This is a genomic window from Clostridium sp. UBA7339, assembly GCF_002470865.1.
Taxonomy (GTDB): Bacteria; Bacillota; Clostridia; order Clostridiales; family Clostridiaceae; genus Clostridium_J; species Clostridium_J sulfidigenes.
Map to the genome: position 1 here is coordinate 38,581 of NZ_DKPI01000006.1, position 25,626 is coordinate 64,206.

Below are 25,626 nucleotides of genomic sequence, written 5' to 3' on the forward strand. Positions count from 1 at the left end.
TTAAAACTTTGTATTGTACATATTAAACAATGGAATCATAATTGCAATAATGATAGATCCTATAAATAGACCTACAAAGACTATTAGTAGTGGCTCTATTAGGGATGTGATCCTATCTAATTTCCCTTCAAGTTCTTCTTCGAAAACTTCATTACAACATTGCAACACCTCTTCAACACTTCCATTAATTTCTCCTATATATATTGTTGATAGAAAATAATTTGAAAAAATATTGCACCTCTTAAGGCCCTCATAAAGGCTATCACCTCTTTCTAATCCTTCTATACATCTATTTAACCGCTCCTTAATGTAAATGGCATTTTCACAATTTCTCAGTAAGATTAAAGAAGATTTTATATCAATACCACTACCTATCATCATTGAAAGGGCCATAGTAAATTTACAACAAAATCTATTTTTCTCTAAATTTCTCGTTAGTGGATTTTTATATTTTAAATTATAGGTTATCCCTTTCCCCTTTAGATAGATATGTATAAAGCTTATGCCTATAAAAATCCCTATGCCTATTGGTACTACAAGTATACCTAGACTATTTATAACTCTAGATAATCCTAAATAAAATCTAGTTATATAAGGAAGTTTCATATTTTCTATATCCATAGAATTAAAAAATGTAGGTACTAACTTGTAAATAGCAATCATGCCCATAATTAATACAAATATAAATAATCCTATAGGATAAGTACTTACGCTAATAATTTTCTTTCGCCTTTTATATTCCTTCATATAGTACTTTTCCATGAAAGTTAGAATCTGCTGCAATCTACCACTTTCTTCTCCAAAATGAATTAATGTTATAAAAAATTCTGGGAATACACTTTTAAACTTCTCTAAGCTTTCTGAAAAAGATAAACCACTTTTTATATTATTTATAACTTTATTTAGAATTTCACATAACCTTTTATCCCCTAAATGCTCTTCTAATAGTTTCAAAGCATTAACTAAAGGAATTCCCGCCTTTAAATTATTCTTTAAATTTCTGCAAAAAGTAGATAAATTCTTTTCTGAAATCCTTCTTTTAAACAAATATGTATTTTCTTTATGCAACTCTTTGTAATTAATACAATATATTTCTTCCTCTTCTAATCTTTCCATTAAACTACAATGATCTTCTACTATAACTTTTCCTGATACAATTTTTCCCTTTACATTTATCCCCTTATACTTATACTCCATAATCCACTCCTAAGGCTTTTTCAATGTTATAAACCTGCATATTTCCATAATACTCTTCCACGGAAGTACTTCCCTCTACAACTAACTCCTTAAAATATTCATTCATAGTAACCATTCCCTCTTCAATCGCTATGTTTCTTAATATATCACTATCCCCACTATCCATAGACTCCTTTAATCTCTTTCCCATAATCATAATCTCATAGGCTACAGTTCTTCCTCTGTATCCAGTGCTATTACATTTAATACATCCAGTTCCTCTATAGCCTTCTTCAATCCTATCCATGGCTAGAAGCTTCTTTTCTTCCTTGGATAATTTATATTTCACCTTACACTTTTCACATATTAATCTTGTTAACCTTTGAGCAATTACAAGAACGAGAGAACTTTTAATTATATCTCCATCTATCCCCATGTTAGTTAGTCTATTTATAGCACTGCTAGCATCGTTAGTATGCAAGGTAGTTAAAACTAAGTGACCTGTTAAAGATGCTCTTATAGCTACTTCAGCAGTTTCCTTATCTATAATTTCACCCACCATTATTACATCAGGATCCTGTCTTAATACTGCCTTTAATATATTTCCATAGGTAGCACTACCATCTCCTATGGAAACTTGATTAATTCCCTCAACTTCACACTCCACCGGCTTTTCTACAGTGACTATATTCCTAGTTTCTTCGTTCAACTCATTTATCATAGAATATAAAGTAGTAGTTTTACCACTTCCTGTAGGACCTGTAATTATGATTAAACCTTGTTTGAACTTTAATATATTTTTTAAGAGTCGATAATCTTTAGGTGTAAAACCTAGCTTATTTATATCTAACAAAGGTGCATTTCTTTGTAATATTCTTATTACAAATTTTTCTCCATGAACAGTAGGCATTGTAGATATTCTTAAATCATAAATATTTTCCTTTACTTCAAGATTTATCTCTCCATCTTCTGGAGTATATTTATTAGTAATATCCATATTTGCCATAACCTTTATTCTTGTGGCTATAACCTCATAAAGATTTTTAGGTAAAGTACTAAAAATATTTAAAACTCCATCTATTCTATATCTTACAGTAATTGTATCCTTCCATGACTCTATATGTATATCACTTGCACCTTTTTCAATACCTTCTCTAAAAATCGAATCCACTAAAGAAATAATGGGTCCTTTTACTTCTTTATCACGCTCCTTTTTAGGATACTCTTCACCTTTAAGTCCCTTAACTATTTGCTTTCTATAAATTTCTTCATAATATTTATCTAAATAAATCTTAAATTGATCTATAGTACATAAGTTAAATACAATTTTTTTCTTTAAAATAAATCTTAATCTATTAATTTCTTCATTGGAATGCTCCGTAAAGGTAGCTAAATAAATCTCATTATTTTTTATGTCATAAGGTAAAATGCTATACTCTTCACACACTTCCTTGGAAAGCATAGACATAGCCTTAGTATTTATTGCTATTGAATCTAAATCTATTTTGTTGATCACCAGTTTATCTCCTTAAACATATTAAAAATATAGATTTCTTTTATCACAACTATAATTGTTACCATTTATTTCAAATATAATTCTATAAATAAATAAAAAAGGGTTTATATTAAAACAAATTTATAAATTGTTTAAATATAAACCCTTAATGTTCACTTATACTGCTATTTCACCCTTAAATACATTCTCCGCTGGCCCCGTCATCATTATTCCATCCTCAGTTATTTCTATAGTTAAAATACCTCCTGGAGCCATAACCTTCACAGATTTATCTACTAAATTTAATTTATTACAAACCACCACCGATGAACAACATCCTGTTCCACAGGCAAGGGTTGGCCCTGCTCCTCTTTCCCAGGTATTAACCTTTATTTCCTCTCTATTCACAACTCTACAAAAGTTAACATTGGTCCCCTGTGGAAATAATTCATGGGTTTCTATGGCTGCACCTTCTTCAACCTTAAACCCGCCCTCTTCAGTTAATAAAACAGTATGGGGAACTCCAAGTAATAATGAAGTTATATTATAGCTTTTTCCATTGGCACATATATCTTTTTTAATAATTTCTTCCTCTCCTAAGGCAGGAATAAACTTTGGATTAAAACTCTCTCTTCCCATATTTATCTTAACAGCTTTTACCTTATTATCTTCTATGAACAGATGACAAACCTTTATACCATCTCCTGTTTCTACGGTAAACTCACTTTTTCTTACCATGTTATTTTCATATACGTATTTTGCAAAGCATCTTATTCCATTTCCACACATACCAGCATAGGAACCATCACTATTTATTATTATCATTTGAATATCAGCAATTTTACTTCTTCTTACTACTAATATTCCATCTCCTCCTATGCCAAAATTTCTATCACATAACTTTTTAGCTAAAGTACCTAAATCATTGTATTTTACTTCCATATCTTCAAAAACCACAAAATTATTTCCTGCTCCCTGCATCTTTGTAAATTTTAAAATTTCCATAATATTCTCCTCTTAAAAGTAATTCTTAAGTATAACAGCTCTTATAGATTCATAATTAATTGTCTTAGGTAACTCTGCCTTTACCTTACTAACCTTATCATAGCCAACTCTTTCACAAACTTCCATGATAATTTTTTCTTCATCTTGGTTAAAAAACTTATTTAAAGGAATAGTAAACTTAGGTCTTCCATACTCCTCTATATACTCTGTAACGTATCCAAGTATAGTTGAAATTGATACCTCAATCTCTTCTGCAATATCCTCAATTGCAAAGTCTTCATTTAGCATGTCTAAAGCTATTTCCTTATTCTTTCTTTCATCTCCATCTATAACTAATCTTTTTTTCTTTTTTTCTTCCCATATAGGAGTTATTCCTTCTTCTTCTATATATGTATTTACTGCTTCTATTAAAGCCACTCCATATTTTTCTATCTTCTTAGGCCCCATACCTCCTATATCCTTTAGCTCTTCTAAGGTTTTAGGATATCTTCCACTTATCTCTTTTAGAGTATTTTTTGCTATGATATTCTGTTCCATGGCACCTTCTATCCTGCTAAATTCCTTTCGCACTAAAACTAACCTTTCAAATAGCTTTTTATCAGTATTTACATAAAAATCCCCTGATTCCTCATTAATACTACTAATTTCTTCTGATTTAGTTACACTAGCTTCTTCATAGCTTTTGTCAGGGTTATTCTTTTCCTTAACAGTTAGATTGTTAGCTTCAACATACTCTATAATAGCACCTTGAAATTCCTTACCATACTTACTATACTTAGTTTCTCCCACTCCAGATATCTCTAAAAACTCCTCCTTATTTGTAGGATGCTTAACACTCATTTCCCTAAGGGTTCCATCACTAAAAATTATATATGGAGGAATTCCAGCAGCCTTTGCCATGTTATATCTAAGTTCTCTTAATATATCAAAGAGTTCATTTCTTACCTCTGCATTTACTTTAACTTTAAATTCTTTAAAGTGAACTACTTCCTTACCTCTAAGTACTTCCATAGACTTATTATTTAATGCAAGGACAGGATAAGTTCCTTCAACTTGATTTATATACCCATGAGAAATTAATGTATTTATAAAAGTTTTTAGGTTTTCACTTGAATAATCTTTCATTATTCCATAGGTAGATAGCTCTTGAAAATTAAACTGTGTAACCTTTTTATTTTTCGATCCTCTTAGTACATCTATAAGCATAGTTGCACCATAGTTTCGTTTCATCCTATATATACAAGATAATACCTTTTGAGCATCTACAGTTTTATCAACTATCTCTCCCTGATTTAAACAATTACTACAATTATTACAGTCATCTTCATAACTTTCTCCAAAGTAATTTAAAATATATTTTCTATAACAATCATTACTATAAACAAAATCCACCATCTGCTGAAGTGCTTTATACTGATTGTTTTTTCTCTCTGGATTTTCTATACTCATCTCTATTAAATACTTTTGAACATGGATATCTCCTGGAGAAAATAATAATATACACTGACTCTTCTCACCATCTCTACCAGCTCTTCCAATCTCTTGATAATAACCTTCTATATTTTTAGGCATATTATAGTGAACCACATATCTTATATTAGACTTATCTATTCCCATACCAAAGGCATTAGTTGCCACCATAATCTTAACTCTATCATAAATAAAATCTTCTTGATTCTCTTTTCTTTCCTCATCAGATAAACCCGCATGATATCTAGCTATATTATATCCCTTACTAGAAAGCTCTCTATAAATATTATCTACTTCCTTTCTAGTAGCTCCATATATAATACCAGAGTTCTCTTTATTGTCTTCCATAAATTTAAGAAGATATTTCTTCTTATTCTCAGATTTAACTATATTTATAGACAAGTTTTCTCTATCAAAGCCAGTAATAAATATTTTAGGACTTTGAAGCTTTAAAAGTTTTACTATATCTTGTCTTACTTCTTTAGAAGCTGTTGCAGTAAAGGCTGTAACTATAGGTCTCACCATAAGCCTTTCTATAAAACCTGCAATTCTTTTATAACTAGCTCTAAAGTCATGACCCCATTGAGATACACAATGGGCCTCATCTATAGCTATCTGGCTAATAGGTATCCTAGAAATTACATTATAAAATTCTATATTATCTAATCTCTCAGGGGCTATATAAAGTATTTTATATTTTTCTTCCTTTATTCCATCTAATACTTCTTTAAAATCTTTACTGCTTAAGGAGCTATTAATATAGCTGCAAGGTATTCCCATGTCCTTAAGTGCATCTACTTGATCCTTCATAAGGGAAATTAAAGGTGAAATTACTATAGTTAATCCCTGAAGGATTAAAGCAGGCACTTGATAACATATAGACTTACCACTACCTGTAGACATTATAGTTAATGCATCCTCTCCCTTTAAAATAGATTCTATAACTGGCTGTTGACCTGTCCTAAAGCTTTTATATCCATAATATTTTTCCAAAATTTCTTTCATTGCTTCTTTCAAAACTACACATCCCTTAGCTTGTTTAATTTAGTAAATTTATCTCAAGTTTAAATTATATCTTTTGTAAAAAAGTTCTTATCATACGTACATATACATCATGACCTATTATAAGTGATTCTTCATTAAAATCAAAATAGGGATTATGATGTGGTGCCACAATAGAAGATGGAATTATAAAATAGATTCCCTTTCCCCCTTGCTTTTCCACCTCTTCTAACATATAAGTTATATCCTCAGAAGCTCCAAAGGAAAATTCTTCAATAATTTCTATAGGTAAACTTCTAAGATTTTTTATTACTATCTTAGAAAATTCATTATCGGTGCTATTATATGCCCTTGCAGAACCAACTACTCTTATATTATATTCCACATTGTAGGAAATTGCTGCACCCTTAACTACTCGACAAACCATATCCATGATTCTATCATTAATTTCGTTAGTATCGCCCCTTGTTTCCAACTGTAAAACTGCTTTATCTGCTATAACATTTTTTCCAGTTCCTCCATGAAGAGTTCCTACGTTAAGTCTTCCTACTCCTTTTCCAAATTGCACTTGGCTATGAAGATTTAAAATACAGCTTGCTCCTGCTAAAAGAGCATTTCTTCCCTCTTCTGGACAAAGACCTGCATGGGCAGATTTACCTAAGAACTCTACCTCCACTTTATTAGTAGCAAGCAAATTTTTAACTTTAACAGCTATGGCATTATTTTTATTAATAAAGCCGATGTGACCAGAGAATAAATAATCTACATCTTTTAAAACTCCAGCTTCTACCATAGACTTAGCCCCTCTAACCTCTTCCTCTGCCGGTTGAAATATGAGCTTTATTTTTCCTGTTAATTTTTCTTTCATCTCTACAATAGTATTTGCAAGCTGAAGGCCCATAGCTATATGAGCATCGTGACCACAACAATGACATATTCCTGGATTTTTAGAAGAAAACCCCTCTTTAAAAGGTCTATGATTTTCCTTAGCTTCCTCAACCTTAAGACCATCTATATCAAATCTAAAAGCCATGGTAGGACCCTGAACTCCTGTATCTATACTTGCTACTACCCCAGTATAGCCTTGTAGAATTTCATCTACATTATAGGACTTGTTTTTAATTGCTCTACTACACTCTATCCTATGATTAGTAAGTATTTCTTCATCAGCCATACCCATTGGATTACTATGTATTTCCTTACCATATTGTAGATTATATCCAAGTTTTTTTAAGTAATCCATTATTTTTATGGTGGTTTCAAATTCTAACCACCCAGCTTCTGCACATCTATGAAATTCCCTTCTTAAGTTAATGATACTTTCCCTTAACTCCATTTATATCCACCCTGCCTTTATAATTTTTTCTATATATTCAACTCTTATGTAAATTCATTCTTATTACTTCTTAAACAACTACAGTTCCTTTAACTTAAATATTCCTTAAATGCAATATTACTTTTATTATATCATCTTCAATTAAGGAAATTATCCTTGTCCTAACTTATTTTGTATTTTATTTATAAAATAATAGTGATATACTGTAAAATATATGCTTAAATGAAAGGATGATTTATATGGCACTAGATGGATTATATTTGCGCTCTCTAGCCAATGAAATAAAAAACACTCTAATAAGCAGTAGAATAGATAAAATAACCCAACCTGAAAAGGATGAAATAATACTGAGCTTTAAAATAAATAGGAAACCTGTTAGACTACTGCTAAACGCTAACGCTTCTTATCCTAGAATAAACTTTATTGATTACTCTAAGGAAAGTCCACTTAAGGCACCTGTATTTTGTATGGTTTTAAGAAAATATCTAAATACTGCAGTTTTAAAAGATGTTACTCAATTAAATAACGACAGAATCCTACTTTTAGATTTTGAAAGTAGTGATGAATTAGGCTTTAACAGTATATATACCCTGATAATTGAAATCATGGGTAGACACAGTAACATTACTTTGATAAGAAAAAGAGATGGACTCATCATGGATTCCATAAAACATATTACACCAGATATAAATAGCTATAGAGTACTCTATCCTGGTATTGAATATGTATATCCTCCTGAAAGTAATAAACTTGATATATTCAACACTACCTTTGAATCATTTCAAGAAAAAACTTTTAGTCTCTATGAAGATGAAGAGCTAAATGAAAAATTCTTTACTAGAGTTTTAGATGGAGTAAGTAATCCTATATCTAAAGAGATTTCTTTTAGGCTAAATAAAAGAAATATTCCTTTAAGTAAAAATAACCTAAAGGGAATCTATGAATTCTTAATAGAGTTTTTTGCTAAATCCAAAGATAATAATTATGACCTTTATAGCTATTCCATAAATGATGAACTAAAAGATTTCCACTGTATAAAGCTAGAGTATATTTTAGATTATGGTGGACAATGTGAAGAATATTCTTCTCCTAGTAGTCTTCTAGAAAGCTTCTATCATGCAAAGGATAAAATAAGTAGACTTCAAAGTAAAAGTCATGATATGCAAAAGCTAGTTATAAATAACATAGACAGAGTTGAAAAAAAATTAAACATTCTAAAAAAAACTTTAATTGAATGTGAAGAAAAGCAAAAATATAATCTATATGGAGAGCTTATAACTGCAAATATTTATAATATTAAAAAGGGTGATAAAGAGGTTGAAGCATTAAATTATTATAGTGAGGAAGAAGAATATATTAAAATTCCTTTAGATGTAAATAAAACCCCTTCTGAAAATGCTCAAAAGTATTTTAAAAAATACAGTAAATTAAAAGCTGCAGAAGAAAATGCTTATATCCAAATAGAATTAGCCGAAGAAGAGGATGAATATCTTCAATCAGTACTTAGTAATATTGAAAATGCTGATAACTATAAAGATTTAGAGGATATAAAAAATGAGTTAGTGGAAACTGGCTACATTGCTTTCAAAAAGTCTATGAAAAGTAAAAAGACTAAGCCTTCAAAACCACTCCACTTCATATCTAGTGATGGCATTGATATATATGTAGGTAAAAACAATCTAGAAAATGATTATTTAACTCTGAAGTTTGCTCATAACAATGATATTTGGCTTCACATAAAAAATATTCCAGGTTCCCATGTAATCATTAAAAACCTTGGAGAAGTACCTGATTCCACCCTTCTTGAAGCTGCAACCTTAGCCGCCTTCTATAGCAAGGGTAAAAACTCTACAAAGGTACCTATAGACTACACAGAAATTAGAAATGTTAAAAAAATGGCTAAAGGAAAGCCTGGTATGGTAACCTACTCCACAAACAAAACCATCTATGTAGATCCTATAAAACTTGATTTAAAGCAAGCTTAAAACAAAGACTATCTCAAATTTTTTTGAGATAGTCTTTAATTTATTTCTTCGGATTATATTGATAGTAATAACACTGAATTCTTCCATTATAAAGTTTTCTGTTTTTATCAGCCTTTTTTCCAAATACCTTTTGAAAGTCATCATAGGATGTTAGTACATAGCAAGACCAATCCTCTAGTCCTGCATACACATTAGAAAAAGTTTTGTAGAGATACTTAACCTCATCTTCATCTAAAAGTCTCTCTCCATAAGGTGGATTAGTTATTATCATACCACCTTTTTTTCTATTTCTTACATCCTTCATATCAAGTCTTTGGAAGTTAACATACTTCTCTACACCTGCTTTTTTAGCATTATCCATGGCAGTTCTAAGTACTCTTCCATCTATATCAGAGCCTTGAATAACGAAGTCTTTTTTATTAACACTTCTTTTCGCTCCTTCGCGTACCTGCTCCCAAATTTCTTTGTCAAAGGTAGGCCAAGTTTCACTTACAAAGTGTCTATTAACTCCTGGTGCTATATTTTTAGCTATCAGTGCCGCTTCTATAGGTATAGTTCCTGATCCACAAAATGGGTCTATTAAAAGCTCATCTCCATTGAATTTGGCTATCAAAACTAAGGCTGCTGCTAAGGTTTCCTTCAAAGGAGCCATTCCTGCATTTTCCCTATATCCCCTCTTATGAAGTCCTATTCCAGAGGTATCTACTGCAAGGGTTACCTTATCCTTTAGAATTCCAACTTCTATCTTATATACTGGTCCATCTTCACTAAACCAATTAGTATCATATTTTTCTTTCATTTTTTCTACTACAGCTTTTTTTACTATACCTTGACAGTCAGGTACACTATGTAAAGTAGATTTAACAGATTTTCCTATAACATGCATCTTACCATCAATAGGTATTAAGCTACCCCAGTCAACTTTTTTAGTTCCTTGAAATAATTCTTCAAAGGAGGTAGCTTCAAATTCTGCCATCTCTAGAAAAACTCTCTCTGCAGTTCTTAAATGGATATTACAGATAGCAACATCCATTTCATCTCCTTCAAAGGTTATCTTTCCATTTTCTATTTTTAAGTCTTCATATCCTAAATTCTTTAGCTCCTTGCCTGTAATAGCCTCTATACCAAAGGTAGTAGTTACAATTATTTTATACATAAATTTTTTCTCCTAATTATTCTCGTATAGACTTACAGAGTCCACTCCATCTTTTTCTACTAGTTCAACAGATATATCCTCTTTTCTTGAAGTTGGTATGTTTTTCCCCACATAATCAGCTCTTATTGGCAGCTCTCTATGACCTCTATCTACAAGTACAGCTAACTGAATCATTTCAGGTCTTCCTCTATCTATGATTGCATCTATTGCCGCTCTTACACTTCTTCCTGTAAATAAAACATCATCCACTAGAATTATTCTCTTACCAGTTATGTCTACACCTAATTCTATACTATTATGTTCCTTTAAGTTTTCAGGTTTTTTTAGGTCGTCTCTATATTTAGTTATATCTACACTCCCTACTTCTACCTCTTCACCTTCAAACATGTTGATCAGTTCAGCAATTCTATTAGCTAGTGGCACTCCTCTACTTTTAATTCCTAATATAACTAAGTTTTCTGTACCCTTGTTTTTTTCTATAATTTCATGAGAAATTCTCGTCAGAGTTCTCTTAATTGCTTTATCGTCCATAAGTACTGATTTCAGTTCCATAACAATCCCTCCCTAAACTTCTTTTCTTAATTTATCTAATATATCCTGAAAATATTCTGGAAGTTGTGAATCAAACTCCATATACTCTCCTGTGGTAGGATGTATAAAGCCTAAATTTTTCGCATGAAGTGCTTGACCTTGCAATTTAAACTTCTGTTTTTTATATCCATATACTTGATCTCCAATTAGTGGATGATGTAAATGAGCCATATGAACTCTAATTTGATGTGTTCTACCTGTTTCTAATCTACATTCCACCAAGGTATTACTTTTAAATCGGTCCAGCACTTTATAATTAGTAATAGCTTCTTTTCCATCCTTAACTACAGCCATCTTTATTCTCTCTACAGGATGTCTTCCTATATTGTTTCTAACCGTACCCTCTTCCTCTTTTACTATACCTTCTACTATGGCATAGTAAGTTCTCTTCATGGAGTGGTCCTTTAGCTGCATAGCTAATGAATTATGCGATTTATCATTTTTAGCAACTACTAATACCCCAGAAGTATCTTTATCAATTCTATGCACTATACCAGGTCTTATAACTCCGTTTATACCTGATAAGTCCTTACAATGATAAAGAAGACCATTAACAAGAGTTCCAGTATAATTTCCTGGGGCAGGATGGACTACCATGTCCTGTGGTTTATTTATTACTATAACATCACTGTCCTCATAAATTATATCTAAAGGAATATCTTCAGCCTCTACTTGAAGCTCCACTGGCTCAGCTAGTTCTACTCGAACCTGATCCCCTACTCTTAATTTGTAATTACTTTTTCTTATCTGTCCATTGACTTTCACTTGTTGTTTTTCAATAATTCCCTGGACAAAAGATCTAGACATATCTACTTCATTTTCACTTACAAATAAGTCAAGTCTCTTCCCTACATTTTCTTCTTCTATAATATAATTTTTAAAATCCATTAAATCTCATCCTTCAGTATACATATTAATAGAAAAAATGTTCCTATACAAACTAGCATGTCAGCCACATTAAAGGTTGGAAAATAATATACATCCCTATAATGAACCATAATAAAATCTACTACATAATTATAACTTATTCTATCTATAAGATTACCTATTGCTCCCGCAATTATCATAGCAATAGATACATATACTAATTTAAACTTAGGCTTATACTTTAATAAATAGAATATCATTCCTATAACTACAACTATAGTAATAACAATAAATAACCACTGCTTATTTTGAAGCATTCCAAAAGCAGCTCCACGGTTTTCTAGATAATCAAGAGTAAAGAAATCCTTAATTACAGTTAATCCTTCTGAACCCTTTAAGGTACCTATAGCCCACCATTTTGTTCCTCTATCTATTATTAGACCTAATACTACTATTATTATTCCTAAAGTCAAAACCACTCCCCCTTATCTTAACTCGGATAAAATATTTTTAATGGCATTAGACTTATTTATAATTTTTTTTAAATTTTCTACATTAATAGTTTGTCTTGCATCTGATACAGAATTATCAGGATTTACATGACTTTCTATAATTAATCCATCTGCACCAGCTGCCACAGCAGCTAAACTCATAGCTTCAACTAACTCACGCCTTCCAGTTCCATGACTAGGGTCCACAATAACAGGAAGTCTATAATTTTCCTTAATCACTGCTACAGAGTTTAAATCCAAGGTATTTCTAGTGGTAGTCTCAAAGGTTCTTACTCCTCTTTCACAAAGTACTACTTGATTATTACCTTCCTTTAAAACATATTCAGCTGCATAAATCCATTCAGCTACAGTTGCACTTATCCCTCTTTTTAGAAGTACAGGTACTTTAAGCTTTCCTAATTCCTTCAAAAATGTATAGTTATACATATTTCTAGAACCAACCTGTATCATATCTACATAAGGAAGAGAAATTTCTATATCTCTAGCATCCATTACCTCAGATACTACTGGCAAACCAAATTCATTTCCCACTTCTTTAAGTATTTTTAGTCCTTCTATACCGAGACCTTGAAAATCATAGGGAGATGTTCTAGGCTTGAAGGCACCTGCTCTCATCATATGTGCTCCCTGGTCCTTCAAGGCTCTTCCTATCTTTATCATTTTATCATAGTTTTCCACTGCACATGGTCCAGATATAAACACTAAGTCATCTCCACCAATGATTACATCCTTAACCTGTACTGTAATTTTTTCTCCACTATTTTTTTCTGCAAGTATTCTTTTCATATAATATCACCTTATAAAGTTTTTAACATAGAACGTAATATGGTATTTGAATTTTTAACTGATATTTCTTTAAATTTTTCATAGTCCATATGTGCTCCATTATTAGCATTGTCAGAAATTGATCGTATTATAACAAAAGGTTTGTTATTAAGATAAGCTGCATGAGCTATACTTGCTCCTTCCATCTCGCAAGATAGCGCATTAAACTCGCTTTTTAACCATCTTATCTTCTCTATATCAGCTATAAATTGATCTCCAGATACTATTCTACCAGTGAAAATATTTATATCTTTTATACCTTCACAAGCACTTTGGGCTTTTTCTACTAATCCCTTATCACATTTAAAGTCAAAGACTTCCATATTAGGAACTTGACCTGGTCTATCTCCAAATTTAGTTGTGTCCATATCATGCTCCACTAAATCTGTTGCAATAACCACATCTCCTGGATATATATCTTCTCCAATACCACCAGCTATACCGACATTTATAACAGCATCCACATTGAAATCATCAACTAAAATTTGTGTACAAACTGCTGCATTTACCTTACCTATTCCACTTCTAACTATTACAACATCCTTATCATAAATAGTTCCATGATTAAATGTCATCATTGCTCTTGTAACTTTTTTCTTTATTTCCATATCAGCTATTAGAGAGCTTACTTCCTCTTCCATAGCTCCTATAATTCCTATCCTCATGCTAAAATCTCCTCTTTTCTTCCTAGGTACAAATAATTCTAGGTACTTTTCTTTAATACAAATTTAGGTCACCAATTATGTTAATACATATCGAAATATAATTTTTCACATTAATTGGGTACAACTACATCTATTATAATATACATGTTCCGGGATATGTCAATAGCTTTCAGCAGATAAAAAAATCTCACCCTAAAGTGAGATTAAAGAGCTGCTACGTCCCTGGATAATAATTTCCCTAAAGGACAACGAATTATAAGTATGAATAAATTCATACTTATAGTTCTATTAATAACCTTCAGTGGGAGTAAAAACTCTCTCTAAAGCAAAGAATTCTATTTATACATTAATCATATTTACCAAAAATTACACAATATATGTAAATAAAATTTCAATATTACTTATCTACAAAAAAACTTTTTATATCCTCTAATTCAGCTGTATTATATTCAAAGCTTTCTACATCCTTCTCAGAAGCAACTTCTAATACTGGCTCATGTACCTTCTCTTCCATTACAGTTGAAATATTATAATTTTTATCAAAATCTTTTTCTAGCGCTTCAAACATTTCCATTTGTGTAACTATAAAGTTTCTAAACTTGCTCCTAAACTTAGCAAATTCCTGTTTTGTTCTATCGAATTCATCATTGATATTTAAAACATCAGTGTGAGCTTTATCTAAAATTCTTTTAGCACTTTCATTTGCATTTTTAATTATAAGTTCAGCTTCTGATTGAGAACTTTGCTTTGCCTGTTCTGCAGCATTTTGTGCTAATAACAAAGTGCTTTGAATAGTAGTTTCCATCTTTGAATAATGATCTAATTTATCTTGAAAAACATCTAATTTTTCCTTTAAAATAGCATTTTCCTTATACACGGTTTCATAATCCTCAGAAATTTGTTCTAAAAATTCATCCACCTCATCCATGTTATATCCTCTCATGGCTTTTTTAAAATCTTTGTTCATAATGTCCATAGCTGTCATCTTCATATCCTTCACCCCGCATTAAATATATTTACCTATTAATAATTTAATTCGTCCCTTACTAGTTTCTCCTTCAATTGAATTAATTTTATACTTTCCAAATCCCCTTATGGTAATAGTATCCTTCATTTCTATTAATTTATCCTTTCTATTACATTTAAGATAATTTAATAATACAGACCCATTACTTATAAGATCTGTGCCCTTAGCCCTAGACATATTGCAAATACTAGGTACCACATTATCTAGTCTAAGGGATGTAACCATTATAATCTTTTCTTCAAATTCAATCTTTGGGATATCTTCACTATTTATATCTATTCTATCAATAGTACATGGACAATTTCCAATGTTAGTTAAATTATATTGAACATATTGAGAAACTGACCTTGTCATTGGAACAAAGCAAGCATCTCCTTTTACTACTAAGTCTCCAAATAAGCTTCTCTTAACTCCTAAAGCCATTATAGAGCCTAAATAATCTTTATGCTTAAGATCTTTAAACTTTGATTTATTTTTTATCTTTACAATATGAATATCATAGTCCAGAGTTTCATATGTATTAGTAGAAAAACATAACATCTTTCTCTCACAATCCGCAAACACACCAGTACCATGAACAAAAACCCCAAGTTTACTTTGGTTGTTTTTTATATTCATATAGATATCCGGAGTCACAAACTCCTTTGTATATATAGGAATTTCTATGTTCTTACATAGTTCTATGTCCTCATATATACTTGAAATATAATTTTTATCGTGGTCTTTAAATATATCTAAAAATGCCTTCTTCTCCATAGCTTTCCTCTAATTCATTATATATTATTATAATTCCTCTTAATACTGTTCATGTTTTTTAAGCTATATTCTACCACTCAAATATATATAAAATTAACCACGTAATACTTTACTAAGTTCGAGTACTAGACTTATTTGAAGGAACTAAAAATTCCTTTGTTTGTAAGCTCATTTTTTAATTCATTACTAACTTCAATATTAGATGGAGTTAATATAAATACTCCCTTTTCTACAGGTTGAAGTCCTCCCTCTAATGCGTAAATAGCTCCTATTAGGAAATCAAGTATTCTTTGACCTTCCTTAGGCTCTACTCCATTTAAGTTAACAATAACTATTCTTCTAGACTTTAAATTGTCTACAATAATTTTTCCCTCATCATAATTTGAAGGCTTACTAATTACAACCTTTGAGGATGATGCAGTATGAATATTAACTATTTTATTTTGCTTCTTGCTTACGAAAGGTTCAATTTCAATCTCCTCTTCACCTTCATCATAGTTTTCTTCCCTGTTCTCTAATAATTCTTCATCATCTTCTTCATCAAATCCCATCATTCTACTTATTCCTTTGAAAAATTCCATAATAAACCTTCCTCCTACTTTAATTTGTTATAATCTCTTTTCCCAAAAACCCCTTCACCAATTCGAATCATATTTGATCCTACTTTTAAAGCTTCTTTATAATCTCCACTCATTCCCATAGATAAAATCTCCATGGTAATATTTTTATAGCTTTTAGTTTTCAGGGTATCAAATACTTCTTTAGTCTTAGTAAAATAGTAATTACAACTTTCAGTATCTCCTTTTGGAATAGTAGCCATAATACCTTTCACCTTGACGTTTTTACACTGTTCACAAGCATTTATAAGTTCATCTAAATCCTCCATCATAATCCCAGTTTTAGACTCTTCTCTACCTATATTAATTTGAATTAATACATTTGCAATAAGTTCCTTACTTGAAAATTGTTTTTCAATCTCCTGTAAAAGTCTAACACTATCTAAAGAATGTATTAAATAAACTCGTCCAACTAAATATTTAACCTTATTTCTTTGAAGATGACCTATTAAGTGCCACCTAATATCCTTAGGTAAGATTTCTTGCTTTTCCATTAACTCTTGAACTTTATTCTCTCCAAAATTTCTTTCCCCTAAGTCATATACATTTTGTATTTCAGCTATAGATCTAGTTTTTGATACTGAAATCAATGTCACTTCTTCTGGCAACTCATTCTTCAATTTTATAAAATTTTCTTCAATAGACAATTTTATTCCTCCCGTCTCATATACAAACTCTAGCTTATAATGGAAAATATATGCCCATATAATTTATTCTCGATATAATCTAAAAAACCTTTAATATTATTAATTTTTTCTAGTTTTTTATTTTAATTTTAGATACTCACTTTTTAACTCTCCATTATAGGCTGGCAACTTTTCATCATAAACTGATTCAATATCTACATAACAGCCTCTTGCCTTCAAACTCTTAAGTTGATTTTGTTGATTTTCAAGAAAACTATTTATTACATCCTGATTTCCAATAGCTGTAATGTAAAAAGGAGCTATTACTTTTATCCCATCTAACTCTATGGTTGCTCCAGCACAAAGTCCAGCTGTTGAACCTATTATTCTATATCCATTAATAGCTATTGCCTCTGCTCCTGCAGCTCTTAAATCATTAACAACCATTGTTAAATCCGAATCATGAATTAACATATAAAGGGGTACATCTTGCCCTAAAATTGTAGCTTCCGGTGCATCATTTAAAGTAATCTTTACACCATTTCCCACCACTGGAAGCAAACCTAATGCAAGTTTATTTTTGCTTATCTCTCCAATCATCTCTTTTCTAACTTCATCCTCAGATATACTACTTCTTTCATATTTATTAATTTTATCATTAGTTTCAACATATTGGTCTTCTAAATTACTTATTTCATTTTGTAACTTTGTCCTACTATCATATGCCTTTTGATACTGCTCTACATCTAAAAATTTAGTTTTTCCTCCTAAATTTACATTCATAGCTATTAAAATACCAATTATAATGGTAGCTATAAGTAAAAATATATTAGCTTCATTAACTCGCATTTAATTATCTCCTTAATGATGTGTTTTTATTCTATCCATCAATAACCTTCTTATAACAGCAAAGTTTGTAAATATCCTCTGTCCAAATATTATAATTGCTGCAATATATACAGGTATACCCAGCTTATCCCCTAGATAAACCATTCCTGCTGCTAAAAATGCATTTCCAAAGAATCCTGATATAAATATATCTGGTCTAAAATCCTTATTTAAGGTAGCTCTAATAGCCCCAAAAGTGGAGTCTATACAAGCAAATATTGCAACAGATATATATGGTGATAATTTAAGTGGAAAATTTATGTTGAAAGCTATTCCTAATATAATTCCTATTATAAGTCCTATTAATGCAATCATTTCATCACTCCTACTTTTAGTTTTCTTGTACTTCTTTTATGTGTTCATATTTTACTGGTATACTTGCCTTTTTAATTTTAATATTATCCTTTGTTTCCGATGTAACCTCACAGATTCTTTTCACTCTATTAGGAATGAACCATCCCATAGCCCCTTCTAATATAGTCTTATTTCCTATAGCTTTTATAACTATACGCTCCTGTTGTGAAATTCTTTCACCATTAATTCTAATACTATTTCCTGCTATCCTTATACTGCTGTTTCCAATAAGTCTTATATCATTTATAGATACAGCTTCAGCCCCTGCAGCATATAATTCATTAACGATATACAGTAACTCATAATCTTGTATAGGATCATCTTCTACTTGTGGAGTGAATAAACTAGTTTTAGGATCAATATATATTGTAATACCTGGCCCCTCAACATTAGTTAATCCGGCTCTAAGTCTAGTATTATTTAGCTCTTCAAGGAGCCTTTGATTCTTTGTATCTTCTGTTGCTTCCTTTTCGTATTCAGCCGCCTTCACCTCTAGTTCCTCAACAGCCTTTTCCAATTCTTCCTTTTGTTTTTTTAATTGCTCATTTTCTAATAATATTTCTGGACTTTGTGAACCCTCAACTTTATCTGTACTTTGCTCTCCTATAGTATTAAGTTGAGTGATTATAACAAATCCAAACATTAAAAATATAAGTCCGGTACATAGCTTGGAAATAATACTTTTCACTTACCCTACCTCCCAATAAAATCTTTCTTGAACTATGATGCTTTTACTTTTTAATCTTTTGATCTATTTTTCCTTATAAATAACTGGATTGCCTTCAAAACTTACATCCACATATCCCTTCATCTCTCCAAGGGTCCCACTTTCTATTATGCTAAACCCCCTAGCAACTTTGCTATTAACTTTATCAACAGTTCCAAGTTTCATGTGTAAATTATTTACGTATAATTTTAAGTCTACAAAGTCATTAACTTCCAATTTTATTATGTTATATTTTTCAAACAAACTATTTTCTTTTATAAATTTATGAATATTGCAAATTGCCTTTATTTTATCTTCGTCTATATTTTTAATCTGTTCGCCTATTTTTAAACATGTTTCATCAATTCCTTCAATCTTTAAAGCTTCTATACCTTCGATAGATTCCTTTTTTTCCAAAACCACACCCTTATCATCAATCACATAGAAACCTCCTGATATTTCTGTGTAGAAAGCAATCTTTCTCTCATTGATAGCAATAGAGAGTTTGTTAGGGTATTTTCTAATAATGGTTGCTTCTAATATGTAAGGGTTTTTCTCTAACTCTTTTTCTATTTTTTTTGTTTTTATCTTGAATATATTGGTACCCTTTTGAAGCTTTGTAGTTGTTTTAACACCGTCTTCAGATAAATTTACCAACCCACTAACTAAAATCTCTGATAAATTAAAAGTAGGTAAAGTTAAAGCCAAAGTTATTAAAATAGAAATCATTACTACAAGTAGTAACATGGTCTTTTTTAATTTAATTATTTTTTTCTTTCGCTTTAATATCTCTTCTTTATTATCTATTATATAATTACCATAACTCTGTTTAGTTTTTTTTGCCACATCTTCACCACCAAATTACAATATATGAACATGAAAGTAAATTAATACACCTTCTATCATACCATTTTTATATTACAAATTCATTACAAAAATATTAAATATTATGGCTCTGTTGAAAATTACAGTGATAGAATATACATGCTATGAGAATATTGGTGGACGTCCCTTAAAGTTCGTGCTGAAACAAGGCTTTGTGCCCCTAAAAAAATATAGGCGTAGCCTCATATTTTGACTCTATGTATTTAAAAAGAAACATATAATTACTAAGATACTTAGTTGAAACACCTTTATAGGGCCTCATAAAACTTTTTACCTTGCTATGAAGGTTATTAATTCTTTGGATATTATATGAACCTACTCTGCGAGAACCCGTAGGGATTGCTATATGTTTTGATTTACTATAGGAAGATAGTGTGCTTGTAACAAAACAGTGAATCTGTTACAAGCACACTATCTTTTTTATTACTCTTCCTAGTACTCTTAAAAGATCACTACTTTCTGGACGTCCCATACAGCTAGGCTCAATATTAAAACATCATTCATTGTTTTACTTATTTCTAAAATTAGTTTTAATCTTTCATTTTCTTTTACTTCTCTAGCTAACGCTAACACTTCGTGATAATTTGGCGAACTCATTATCAATCCTCCATAATTAATGTTCCTATAAATCGTCTCCATGATTTATCACTTTAATCAACAACAGAGCCAAAATAATAGGACTGAAGATGCTTTCTATTCTTCAGTCCTATTATTTCTATGAAGTTTTTTTATTGTTCTGCCGAGTTATATTAAGAAGTATTCCCATAAATAGCATATTAATTACTAAGGAAGACCCTCCATAGCTTATGAATGGTAGAGGAACCCCTGTTACTGGCATAGAGCCTGTAACAACAGCAATATTGATTAAGCTTTGAATAACTACTACAGAAGTTATTCCTGTAGCTAATAGGGAACCGTACATATCCTTTGCCTTAGATGCTGCAATAACTCCCCTCCATAGAAACAGTATAAACAATATAATTATAAAGGCACAGCCTATAAAACCTAGTTCTTCACCTATAACTGACAATATAAAATCATTATGAGGTTCAGGAATATAAAAACACTTTTGTCTTGATTGACCTATTCCAACACCAATAAGTCCTCCAGAACCTAATGCTAAGAGAGATTGTACCAATTGATATCCATCTCCTTGAGAATCACTCCAAGGATTAGTAAAACTTAAAAGTCTTCTAAGTCTATATTCCTCTGTTAAAATAAAAACAGCACCTAAAACTCCTACAGTTCCTATTAGTCCTCCCATATGAATAACTTTAGTTCCAGCTACAAATAACATTATAAGACTAACCACCATGGTGACTGTGGCAATACTAAGATTCTTTTCAAGAAGAATCATTCCTGCTATAAAACCTGCAAATAAAAGGTTAGGCACTACGCCCTTCCAAAACTTTTTTATATTTTGGGGATTGCTTGATATATATTTTGCTACAAAAAGCACTACCACGTACTTTGCAATCTCCGATGGTTGAAAGGATAGAGGTCCAAGTCTAATCCACCGCTGAGCTCCCTTTACTGGTGGAAATAAAAACACTAAGCAAAGGGCTATAAATGTAAAGATTATTAAAATTCTTGTATACTTTTTATACTTATGGTAATCGATATTCAATGTGATCATCATTCCAATAAGTCCAAGTCCAGCCCACTGAAGCTGTTTCCATAAAAAGAATTCTGCATCATCATATTTAAAGGCTGAAAAATATGAACTAGCACTATATACCATGACAACTCCCACTGTAACTAACATAATAATTACAGCAAAAAGTAGAAAGTCCACATCTCCCAATTTCATTTTGGGTTTTTTCATATTAAATTCCTCCTACGCCATTTTAATAAGTTAGTGCAAGGAATCCTATTAAACATAGTATAACTGTTATGATGGAAAATACTGCTACTATCTTACTTTCATGCCATCCCTTTAATTCAAAGTGATGATGTAGAGGTGCCATCTTAAATACTCTCTTTCCAGTAAGTTTAAAGGAAGCAACCTGAATAATTACTGAAAGAGTTTCTAATAAATAAACTCCACCTACAATTATTACTATAAGCTCTAGCTTTAATATCATAGCAATAGCTGCAACAGCTCCTCCAAGAGCTAATGAACCACCATCTCCCATGAAAATTTGTGCTGGATACGAGTTGTACTTTAAGAATCCAAGAATAGCTCCAGCTAGAATTCCACAGAAAATTGCTAAAGTATAATATGCCATGCCAAAACTTACAAGAGCAAAGAAAGTCATAATTAAAAGGGTAATAGAACTACAAAGCCCATCTAATCCATCTGTAAGATTAACCGCATTAGTTACTGCTGCAAAGTATACTACTATAAAAGGTATAAATAGCACTTTTAAATCCCAAGTTACTGTACCTAGGAAAGGTATCATAATATCCGTTCCTATTTTATCCTTAGCATAATATCCAAAGACTATAGATACTATTACCAAAAGCAACATTTTTTGATAACTTTTTAAGCCTTCATTCTTCTTCTTGATTATCTTTAGACCATCATCTAAAAATCCTATAGCTCCAAAGGCGATAAGGGCATAAAGAGCAAGCATTGCTTCATCATGAGGATTTCTAACCATTAATATCATAGTAATACAAGTAGAAATAATAAATATTATTCCTCCCATCGTTGGAGTTCCCTGTTTTTTTAAATGACTTTGTGGTCCATCTTCTCTAATGTTTTGGCCAAATTTCAACTTGTGTAATCCTGGTATTATAAATGGTGCTATTGCAAAAGATATTATAAATGCTACTAAAATAGAATATATTAACTTATTCATATTCCATCCCTCCCTATATATTTTTCTTTTGTAATTCTTTAATTATATTTTCAAATTTCATAGATCTAGATGCCTTTATTAATAAAATATCATCACTTTTAATAGTTTTCTTTAATTCTGCTATTAGCTCCTCCATGGAATTAAAATCCATAAAATTTTCACTGCCATAGCCCTTTTTAAAGTTCTCATTAAACTCTCCTAGGGTAAATAATAAATCTATGCCCCTTGCCTTTGCATAAGCTCCTACCTGCTCATGAGCTCTAGCAGAATCCTCACCTAGTTCCTTCATGGTTCCAAGTACAGCAATTTTTCTTCCATTATATTGTTTTAAGACCTCTAGAGCAGCCTCCATAGAATCTGGACTTGCATTATAAGCATCATTTATTATAGTATAGTTATCTAAATTTAAAACATCCAATCTCATAGATGTAGCCTGTAAATTTTCTATTCCTCCTTGGATTTCTTCATAGGTAACCTTAAGCTCTCTAGCTACAGCTATTGCCAATAATGAATTAAGCACATTATGTTTTCCTGGTACTGGTACTTTTATAGTAGCATTTACATCCTCACCATTTTCCTTAACACCAAACTCTATACTGTCCTTATTTATAATTATTCTACAACCTTTAAAATTATAATCACTATCTATACCAATTTTTACAATTTTATATTTATCTGTGTAATAATTGTGAAGCATATCATTATCTCCATTTATAATTAACACATTTTCTTCTGTAAAATTATTTGCTATTTCTAGTTTAGCTTTTAAAATATTTTCTCTAGTCTTTAAGTTTTCTAGGTGAGATGTACCTATGTTAGTTATGACCCCTATAGATGGTTTTGCTACTTTTGCCAAGGTATCAATTTCTCCCAAATCACTCATACCCATCTCTAAAATTGCAACCTGGTAAGTTTTATCTAATTTAAATATCATCAAAGGAAGTCCAATATCATTATTAAAATTCCCTTGGGTTTTAAACACCCTATATTTTTTGCTAAGAGCTGCTGCCATTAAATCCTTTGTGGATGTCTTACCAGTAGAACCAGTAATTCCTACCACATTTATATCTAAAGTACTAATATAGTAGGATGCTAAATCAAGAAGGGCCCTCTTAGTATCCTTAACTAAAATTATAGATAAATCTTTTTCATCTAAATCTTCATATTGTTCTTTTTCATGTACTATACAAAGTTTAGCTCCACTATCTATAGCCCCCTTTACAAATTTATGACCATCAAAGTTTTCTCCCTTGATTGCTATAAAAATATCTCCCAAAGAGACATTTCTACTATCTATGGTTACATTAGAAAACTCTTCTGTAGCTCCACTAATTAATATTTCTCCGGATATAGCCTCAGCTATTTCCTTTAACCTTATAGTTTCCATCTAAAGCTCCAACTCCTCTATCAATTCTAATACAACTTCCTTTTCATCAAAATGAATAGTTTCATTTTTAAGGATTTGGTAAGTTTCATGTCCTTTTCCTGCAATTACTATAATATCATCTTTTTCCCCGAGGAGTAAGGCTGTTTTTATGGCTTCTCTTCTATTTTCAATAAGTTTATAGTTAGATTTCTCAACCCCAGCCTTAATATCTTCTAATATCATATAAGGATCTTCGCTTCTTGGATTATCAGAGGTTATTATGGCTATATCACTGAGTTCTGTTCCTATTTCACCCATGATAGGTCTTTTGGTTCTATCTCTATCACCACCACACCCAAAGATACAAATCAACTTTCCTTTAGTAAGTTCTCTAAGATTTTCTAAGATATTTTTTAAGCTATCTGGAGTATGAGAATAATCTCTAATTACTTGAAAACCTAAGTTCATCCCTAAAGTTAAGTTCTCACATCTTCCAGGCACAGTAACCTTAGAAAGTCCTTCAACAATAGTATCCATATCTATACCTTCATCTAAGGCAGCTCCAATACAACCTAGTGCATTGTAAACATTATATCTACCTGGTATAGGCAACTGAACTTTATATGTTTTTTCATTTCCTTTTAAATTAAATATAATTCCCGTAGATTCTAAATTAATGTCTGTTCCCCTTAAATCACTTTCTTTTTCAATAGAATAAGTTGTTACCCTTGAATTTATTTTTTCAAGAAGCTTAATTCCATAACTATCATCTACATTTACCACAGAATGTTTACAAATTTTAAACAACTTGCTTTTTGCATTGAAGTAGTTTTCAAAGGTTTTATGGAAATCTAAATGGTCTTGAGTTAGATTTGTAAATATCCCTTGTGAAAATTCAATCCCATAAACTCTATCTAAGTCTAAAGAGTGAGATGAAACTTCCATAACACAATAATCTATATCACTGTCTACCATATCCTTAAAAAGCTTTTGCAATTCCAAAGATTCTGGAGTAGTTTTTTCTGTATGAATCTCCTTATCCCCTATATAGTTAGCTATGGTACCTATTAGCCCAACTTTATACCCCTTTGCCTCTAATATTCCCTTTAACATAAAGGCAGAAGTAGTCTTGCCATTGGTACCAGTTATACCTATTATTTTCATCTTTTTGCTTGGATTATCATAAAAGTTTGAAGCTGCTATAGCTAATGCCCTTCTACCATTTTCAACTTTTATAAACGTTATTCCTTCAACAAGAGTCACATCTTTTTCAACCACTACAGCTTTAGCACCATTTTCTATAGCCTTTGATATAAAATTGTGTCCATCTACATTAAATCCTCCTATTGCAAAAAACATATCTTCACATTTTATCTTTCTACTATCATATTGAGGATCATTAATTTCTATACTCTCATCTCCACTTAACACTGTATAGGTTGATCCCTTTAATATCTCTTCTATTTTCATCTTGCTCACATCCTTAAAATACTTTTCTTTCTAATTAAAACA

At 31.0% G+C, this 25,626-nt stretch carries 25 protein-coding genes; 1 reads left to right on the forward strand and 24 read right to left on the reverse strand.

The window, feature by feature from the left end; genetic code table 11:
* The 5 genes from B2S02_RS03590 to B2S02_RS03610 all read right to left on the reverse strand — a co-directional run bounded on the left by B2S02_RS03590 (position 1) and on the right by B2S02_RS03610 (position 7,484).
* Entirely contained in the window at positions 1 to 1,197 is a 1,197-nt protein-coding gene (locus tag B2S02_RS03590; RefSeq protein WP_346847937.1) for a type II secretion system F family protein, read from the reverse strand.
* Complete coding sequence (locus tag B2S02_RS03595) at positions 1,187 to 2,692, reverse strand: GspE/PulE family protein (RefSeq protein WP_346877406.1); 1,506 nt, start codon at positions 2,690 to 2,692, stop codon at positions 1,187 to 1,189. The genes B2S02_RS03590 and B2S02_RS03595 overlap by 11 nt, the downstream gene beginning before the upstream one ends.
* Positions 2,693 to 2,848: 156 nt before the next feature.
* On the reverse strand, positions 2,849 to 3,676 hold the full coding sequence (gene dapF / locus B2S02_RS03600; RefSeq protein WP_346877405.1) for a diaminopimelate epimerase: 828 nt from the start codon (positions 3,674 to 3,676) through the stop codon (positions 2,849 to 2,851).
* A gap of 12 nt (positions 3,677 to 3,688) precedes the next feature.
* On the reverse strand, positions 3,689 to 6,163 hold the full coding sequence (recQ, locus tag B2S02_RS03605; protein WP_414632456.1) for a DNA helicase RecQ: 2,475 nt from the start codon (positions 6,161 to 6,163) through the stop codon (positions 3,689 to 3,691).
* A 52-nt stretch (positions 6,164 to 6,215) separates the two neighbouring features.
* Positions 6,216 to 7,484: an amidohydrolase gene (locus tag B2S02_RS03610; protein WP_346877404.1), complete on the reverse strand. Its 1,269-nt coding sequence runs from the start codon at positions 7,482 to 7,484 to the stop codon at positions 6,216 to 6,218.
* 239 nt (positions 7,485 to 7,723) lie between these two features.
* On the opposite strand from B2S02_RS03610, the gene B2S02_RS03615 reads away from it, so the two are divergent.
* The gene (locus B2S02_RS03615; RefSeq protein WP_346920312.1) at positions 7,724 to 9,469 is read left to right on the forward strand and encodes an Rqc2 family fibronectin-binding protein; all 1,746 of its coding nucleotides are present in this window, start codon (positions 7,724 to 7,726) and stop codon (positions 9,467 to 9,469) included.
* Between the two features lie 40 nt (positions 9,470 to 9,509).
* On the opposite strand, the gene B2S02_RS03620 is transcribed toward B2S02_RS03615, so the two are convergent.
* The 19 genes from B2S02_RS03620 to B2S02_RS03715 all read right to left on the reverse strand — a co-directional run bounded on the left by B2S02_RS03620 (position 9,510) and on the right by B2S02_RS03715 (position 25,584).
* Entirely contained in the window at positions 9,510 to 10,625 is a 1,116-nt protein-coding gene (locus tag B2S02_RS03620; RefSeq protein ID WP_346847931.1) for a class I SAM-dependent RNA methyltransferase, read from the reverse strand.
* Positions 10,626 to 10,637: 12 nt separating this feature from the next.
* Positions 10,638 to 11,177: a bifunctional pyr operon transcriptional regulator/uracil phosphoribosyltransferase PyrR gene (pyrR, locus tag B2S02_RS03625; RefSeq protein WP_035129314.1), complete on the reverse strand. Its 540-nt coding sequence runs from the start codon at positions 11,175 to 11,177 to the stop codon at positions 10,638 to 10,640.
* A 12-nt stretch (positions 11,178 to 11,189) separates the two neighbouring features.
* Positions 11,190 to 12,104: an RluA family pseudouridine synthase gene (locus B2S02_RS03630; RefSeq protein ID WP_346847930.1), complete on the reverse strand. Its 915-nt coding sequence runs from the start codon at positions 12,102 to 12,104 to the stop codon at positions 11,190 to 11,192.
* Entirely contained in the window at positions 12,104 to 12,556 is a 453-nt protein-coding gene (lspA, locus tag B2S02_RS03635) for a signal peptidase II (protein ID WP_346847929.1), read from the reverse strand. The genes B2S02_RS03630 and lspA overlap by 1 nt, the downstream gene beginning before the upstream one ends.
* A gap of 12 nt (positions 12,557 to 12,568) precedes the next feature.
* Positions 12,569 to 13,381 (reverse strand): 3-deoxy-7-phosphoheptulonate synthase, encoded by an 813-nt coding sequence (aroF, locus tag B2S02_RS03640; protein ID WP_346847928.1) that lies wholly within the window; start codon positions 13,379 to 13,381, stop codon positions 12,569 to 12,571.
* Between the two features lie 11 nt (positions 13,382 to 13,392).
* Positions 13,393 to 14,085, reverse strand: coding sequence for a 5'-methylthioadenosine/adenosylhomocysteine nucleosidase (locus B2S02_RS03645; RefSeq protein WP_346877402.1), 693 nt, complete (start codon positions 14,083 to 14,085; stop codon positions 13,393 to 13,395).
* A 397-nt stretch (positions 14,086 to 14,482) separates the two neighbouring features.
* The gene (locus B2S02_RS03650) at positions 14,483 to 15,076 is read right to left on the reverse strand and encodes a DivIVA domain-containing protein (RefSeq protein ID WP_346847926.1); all 594 of its coding nucleotides are present in this window, start codon (positions 15,074 to 15,076) and stop codon (positions 14,483 to 14,485) included.
* Between the two features lie 15 nt (positions 15,077 to 15,091).
* Positions 15,092 to 15,868 (reverse strand): RNA-binding protein, encoded by a 777-nt coding sequence (locus B2S02_RS03655; RefSeq protein ID WP_346877401.1) that lies wholly within the window; start codon positions 15,866 to 15,868, stop codon positions 15,092 to 15,094.
* 131 nt (positions 15,869 to 15,999) lie between these two features.
* The gene (locus tag B2S02_RS03660) at positions 16,000 to 16,449 is read right to left on the reverse strand and encodes a cell division protein SepF (RefSeq protein WP_035129307.1); all 450 of its coding nucleotides are present in this window, start codon (positions 16,447 to 16,449) and stop codon (positions 16,000 to 16,002) included.
* Positions 16,450 to 16,463: 14 nt separating this feature from the next.
* Entirely contained in the window at positions 16,464 to 17,132 is a 669-nt protein-coding gene (locus tag B2S02_RS03665) for a YggS family pyridoxal phosphate-dependent enzyme (protein ID WP_346877400.1), read from the reverse strand.
* A 117-nt stretch (positions 17,133 to 17,249) separates the two neighbouring features.
* A complete protein-coding gene (locus B2S02_RS03670; RefSeq protein ID WP_346877399.1) occupies positions 17,250 to 17,960 on the reverse strand; it encodes a DUF881 domain-containing protein in 711 nt (236 codons plus the stop codon).
* A 12-nt stretch (positions 17,961 to 17,972) separates the two neighbouring features.
* The gene (locus B2S02_RS03675) at positions 17,973 to 18,314 is read right to left on the reverse strand and encodes a small basic family protein (protein WP_035129303.1); all 342 of its coding nucleotides are present in this window, start codon (positions 18,312 to 18,314) and stop codon (positions 17,973 to 17,975) included.
* 16 nt (positions 18,315 to 18,330) lie between these two features.
* Entirely contained in the window at positions 18,331 to 19,041 is a 711-nt protein-coding gene (locus B2S02_RS03680) for a DUF881 domain-containing protein (RefSeq protein ID WP_346847922.1), read from the reverse strand.
* A 63-nt stretch (positions 19,042 to 19,104) separates the two neighbouring features.
* On the reverse strand, positions 19,105 to 19,905 hold the full coding sequence (locus B2S02_RS03685; protein WP_346878729.1) for a cell division protein FtsQ/DivIB: 801 nt from the start codon (positions 19,903 to 19,905) through the stop codon (positions 19,105 to 19,107).
* Positions 19,906 to 20,385: 480 nt separating this feature from the next.
* Entirely contained in the window at positions 20,386 to 20,541 is a 156-nt protein-coding gene (locus B2S02_RS03695) for a hypothetical protein (protein ID WP_346877397.1), read from the reverse strand.
* Between the two features lie 118 nt (positions 20,542 to 20,659).
* Entirely contained in the window at positions 20,660 to 21,769 is a 1,110-nt protein-coding gene (gene spoVE / locus B2S02_RS03700) for a stage V sporulation protein E (RefSeq protein ID WP_035129299.1), read from the reverse strand.
* 22 nt (positions 21,770 to 21,791) lie between these two features.
* On the reverse strand, positions 21,792 to 22,748 hold the full coding sequence (gene mraY / locus B2S02_RS03705; RefSeq protein ID WP_035129292.1) for a phospho-N-acetylmuramoyl-pentapeptide-transferase: 957 nt from the start codon (positions 22,746 to 22,748) through the stop codon (positions 21,792 to 21,794).
* 13 nt (positions 22,749 to 22,761) lie between these two features.
* Positions 22,762 to 24,135 carry a UDP-N-acetylmuramoyl-tripeptide--D-alanyl-D-alanine ligase gene (locus tag B2S02_RS03710; RefSeq protein ID WP_346877396.1) on the reverse strand — a complete coding sequence of 458 codons (1,374 nt, stop codon included), beginning with the start codon at positions 24,133 to 24,135 and terminating at the stop codon, positions 22,762 to 22,764.
* The gene (locus B2S02_RS03715) at positions 24,136 to 25,584 is read right to left on the reverse strand and encodes a UDP-N-acetylmuramoyl-L-alanyl-D-glutamate--2,6-diaminopimelate ligase (protein ID WP_346877395.1); all 1,449 of its coding nucleotides are present in this window, start codon (positions 25,582 to 25,584) and stop codon (positions 24,136 to 24,138) included. It abuts the gene before it with no gap.
* Positions 25,585 to 25,626: the final 42 nt, after the last annotated feature.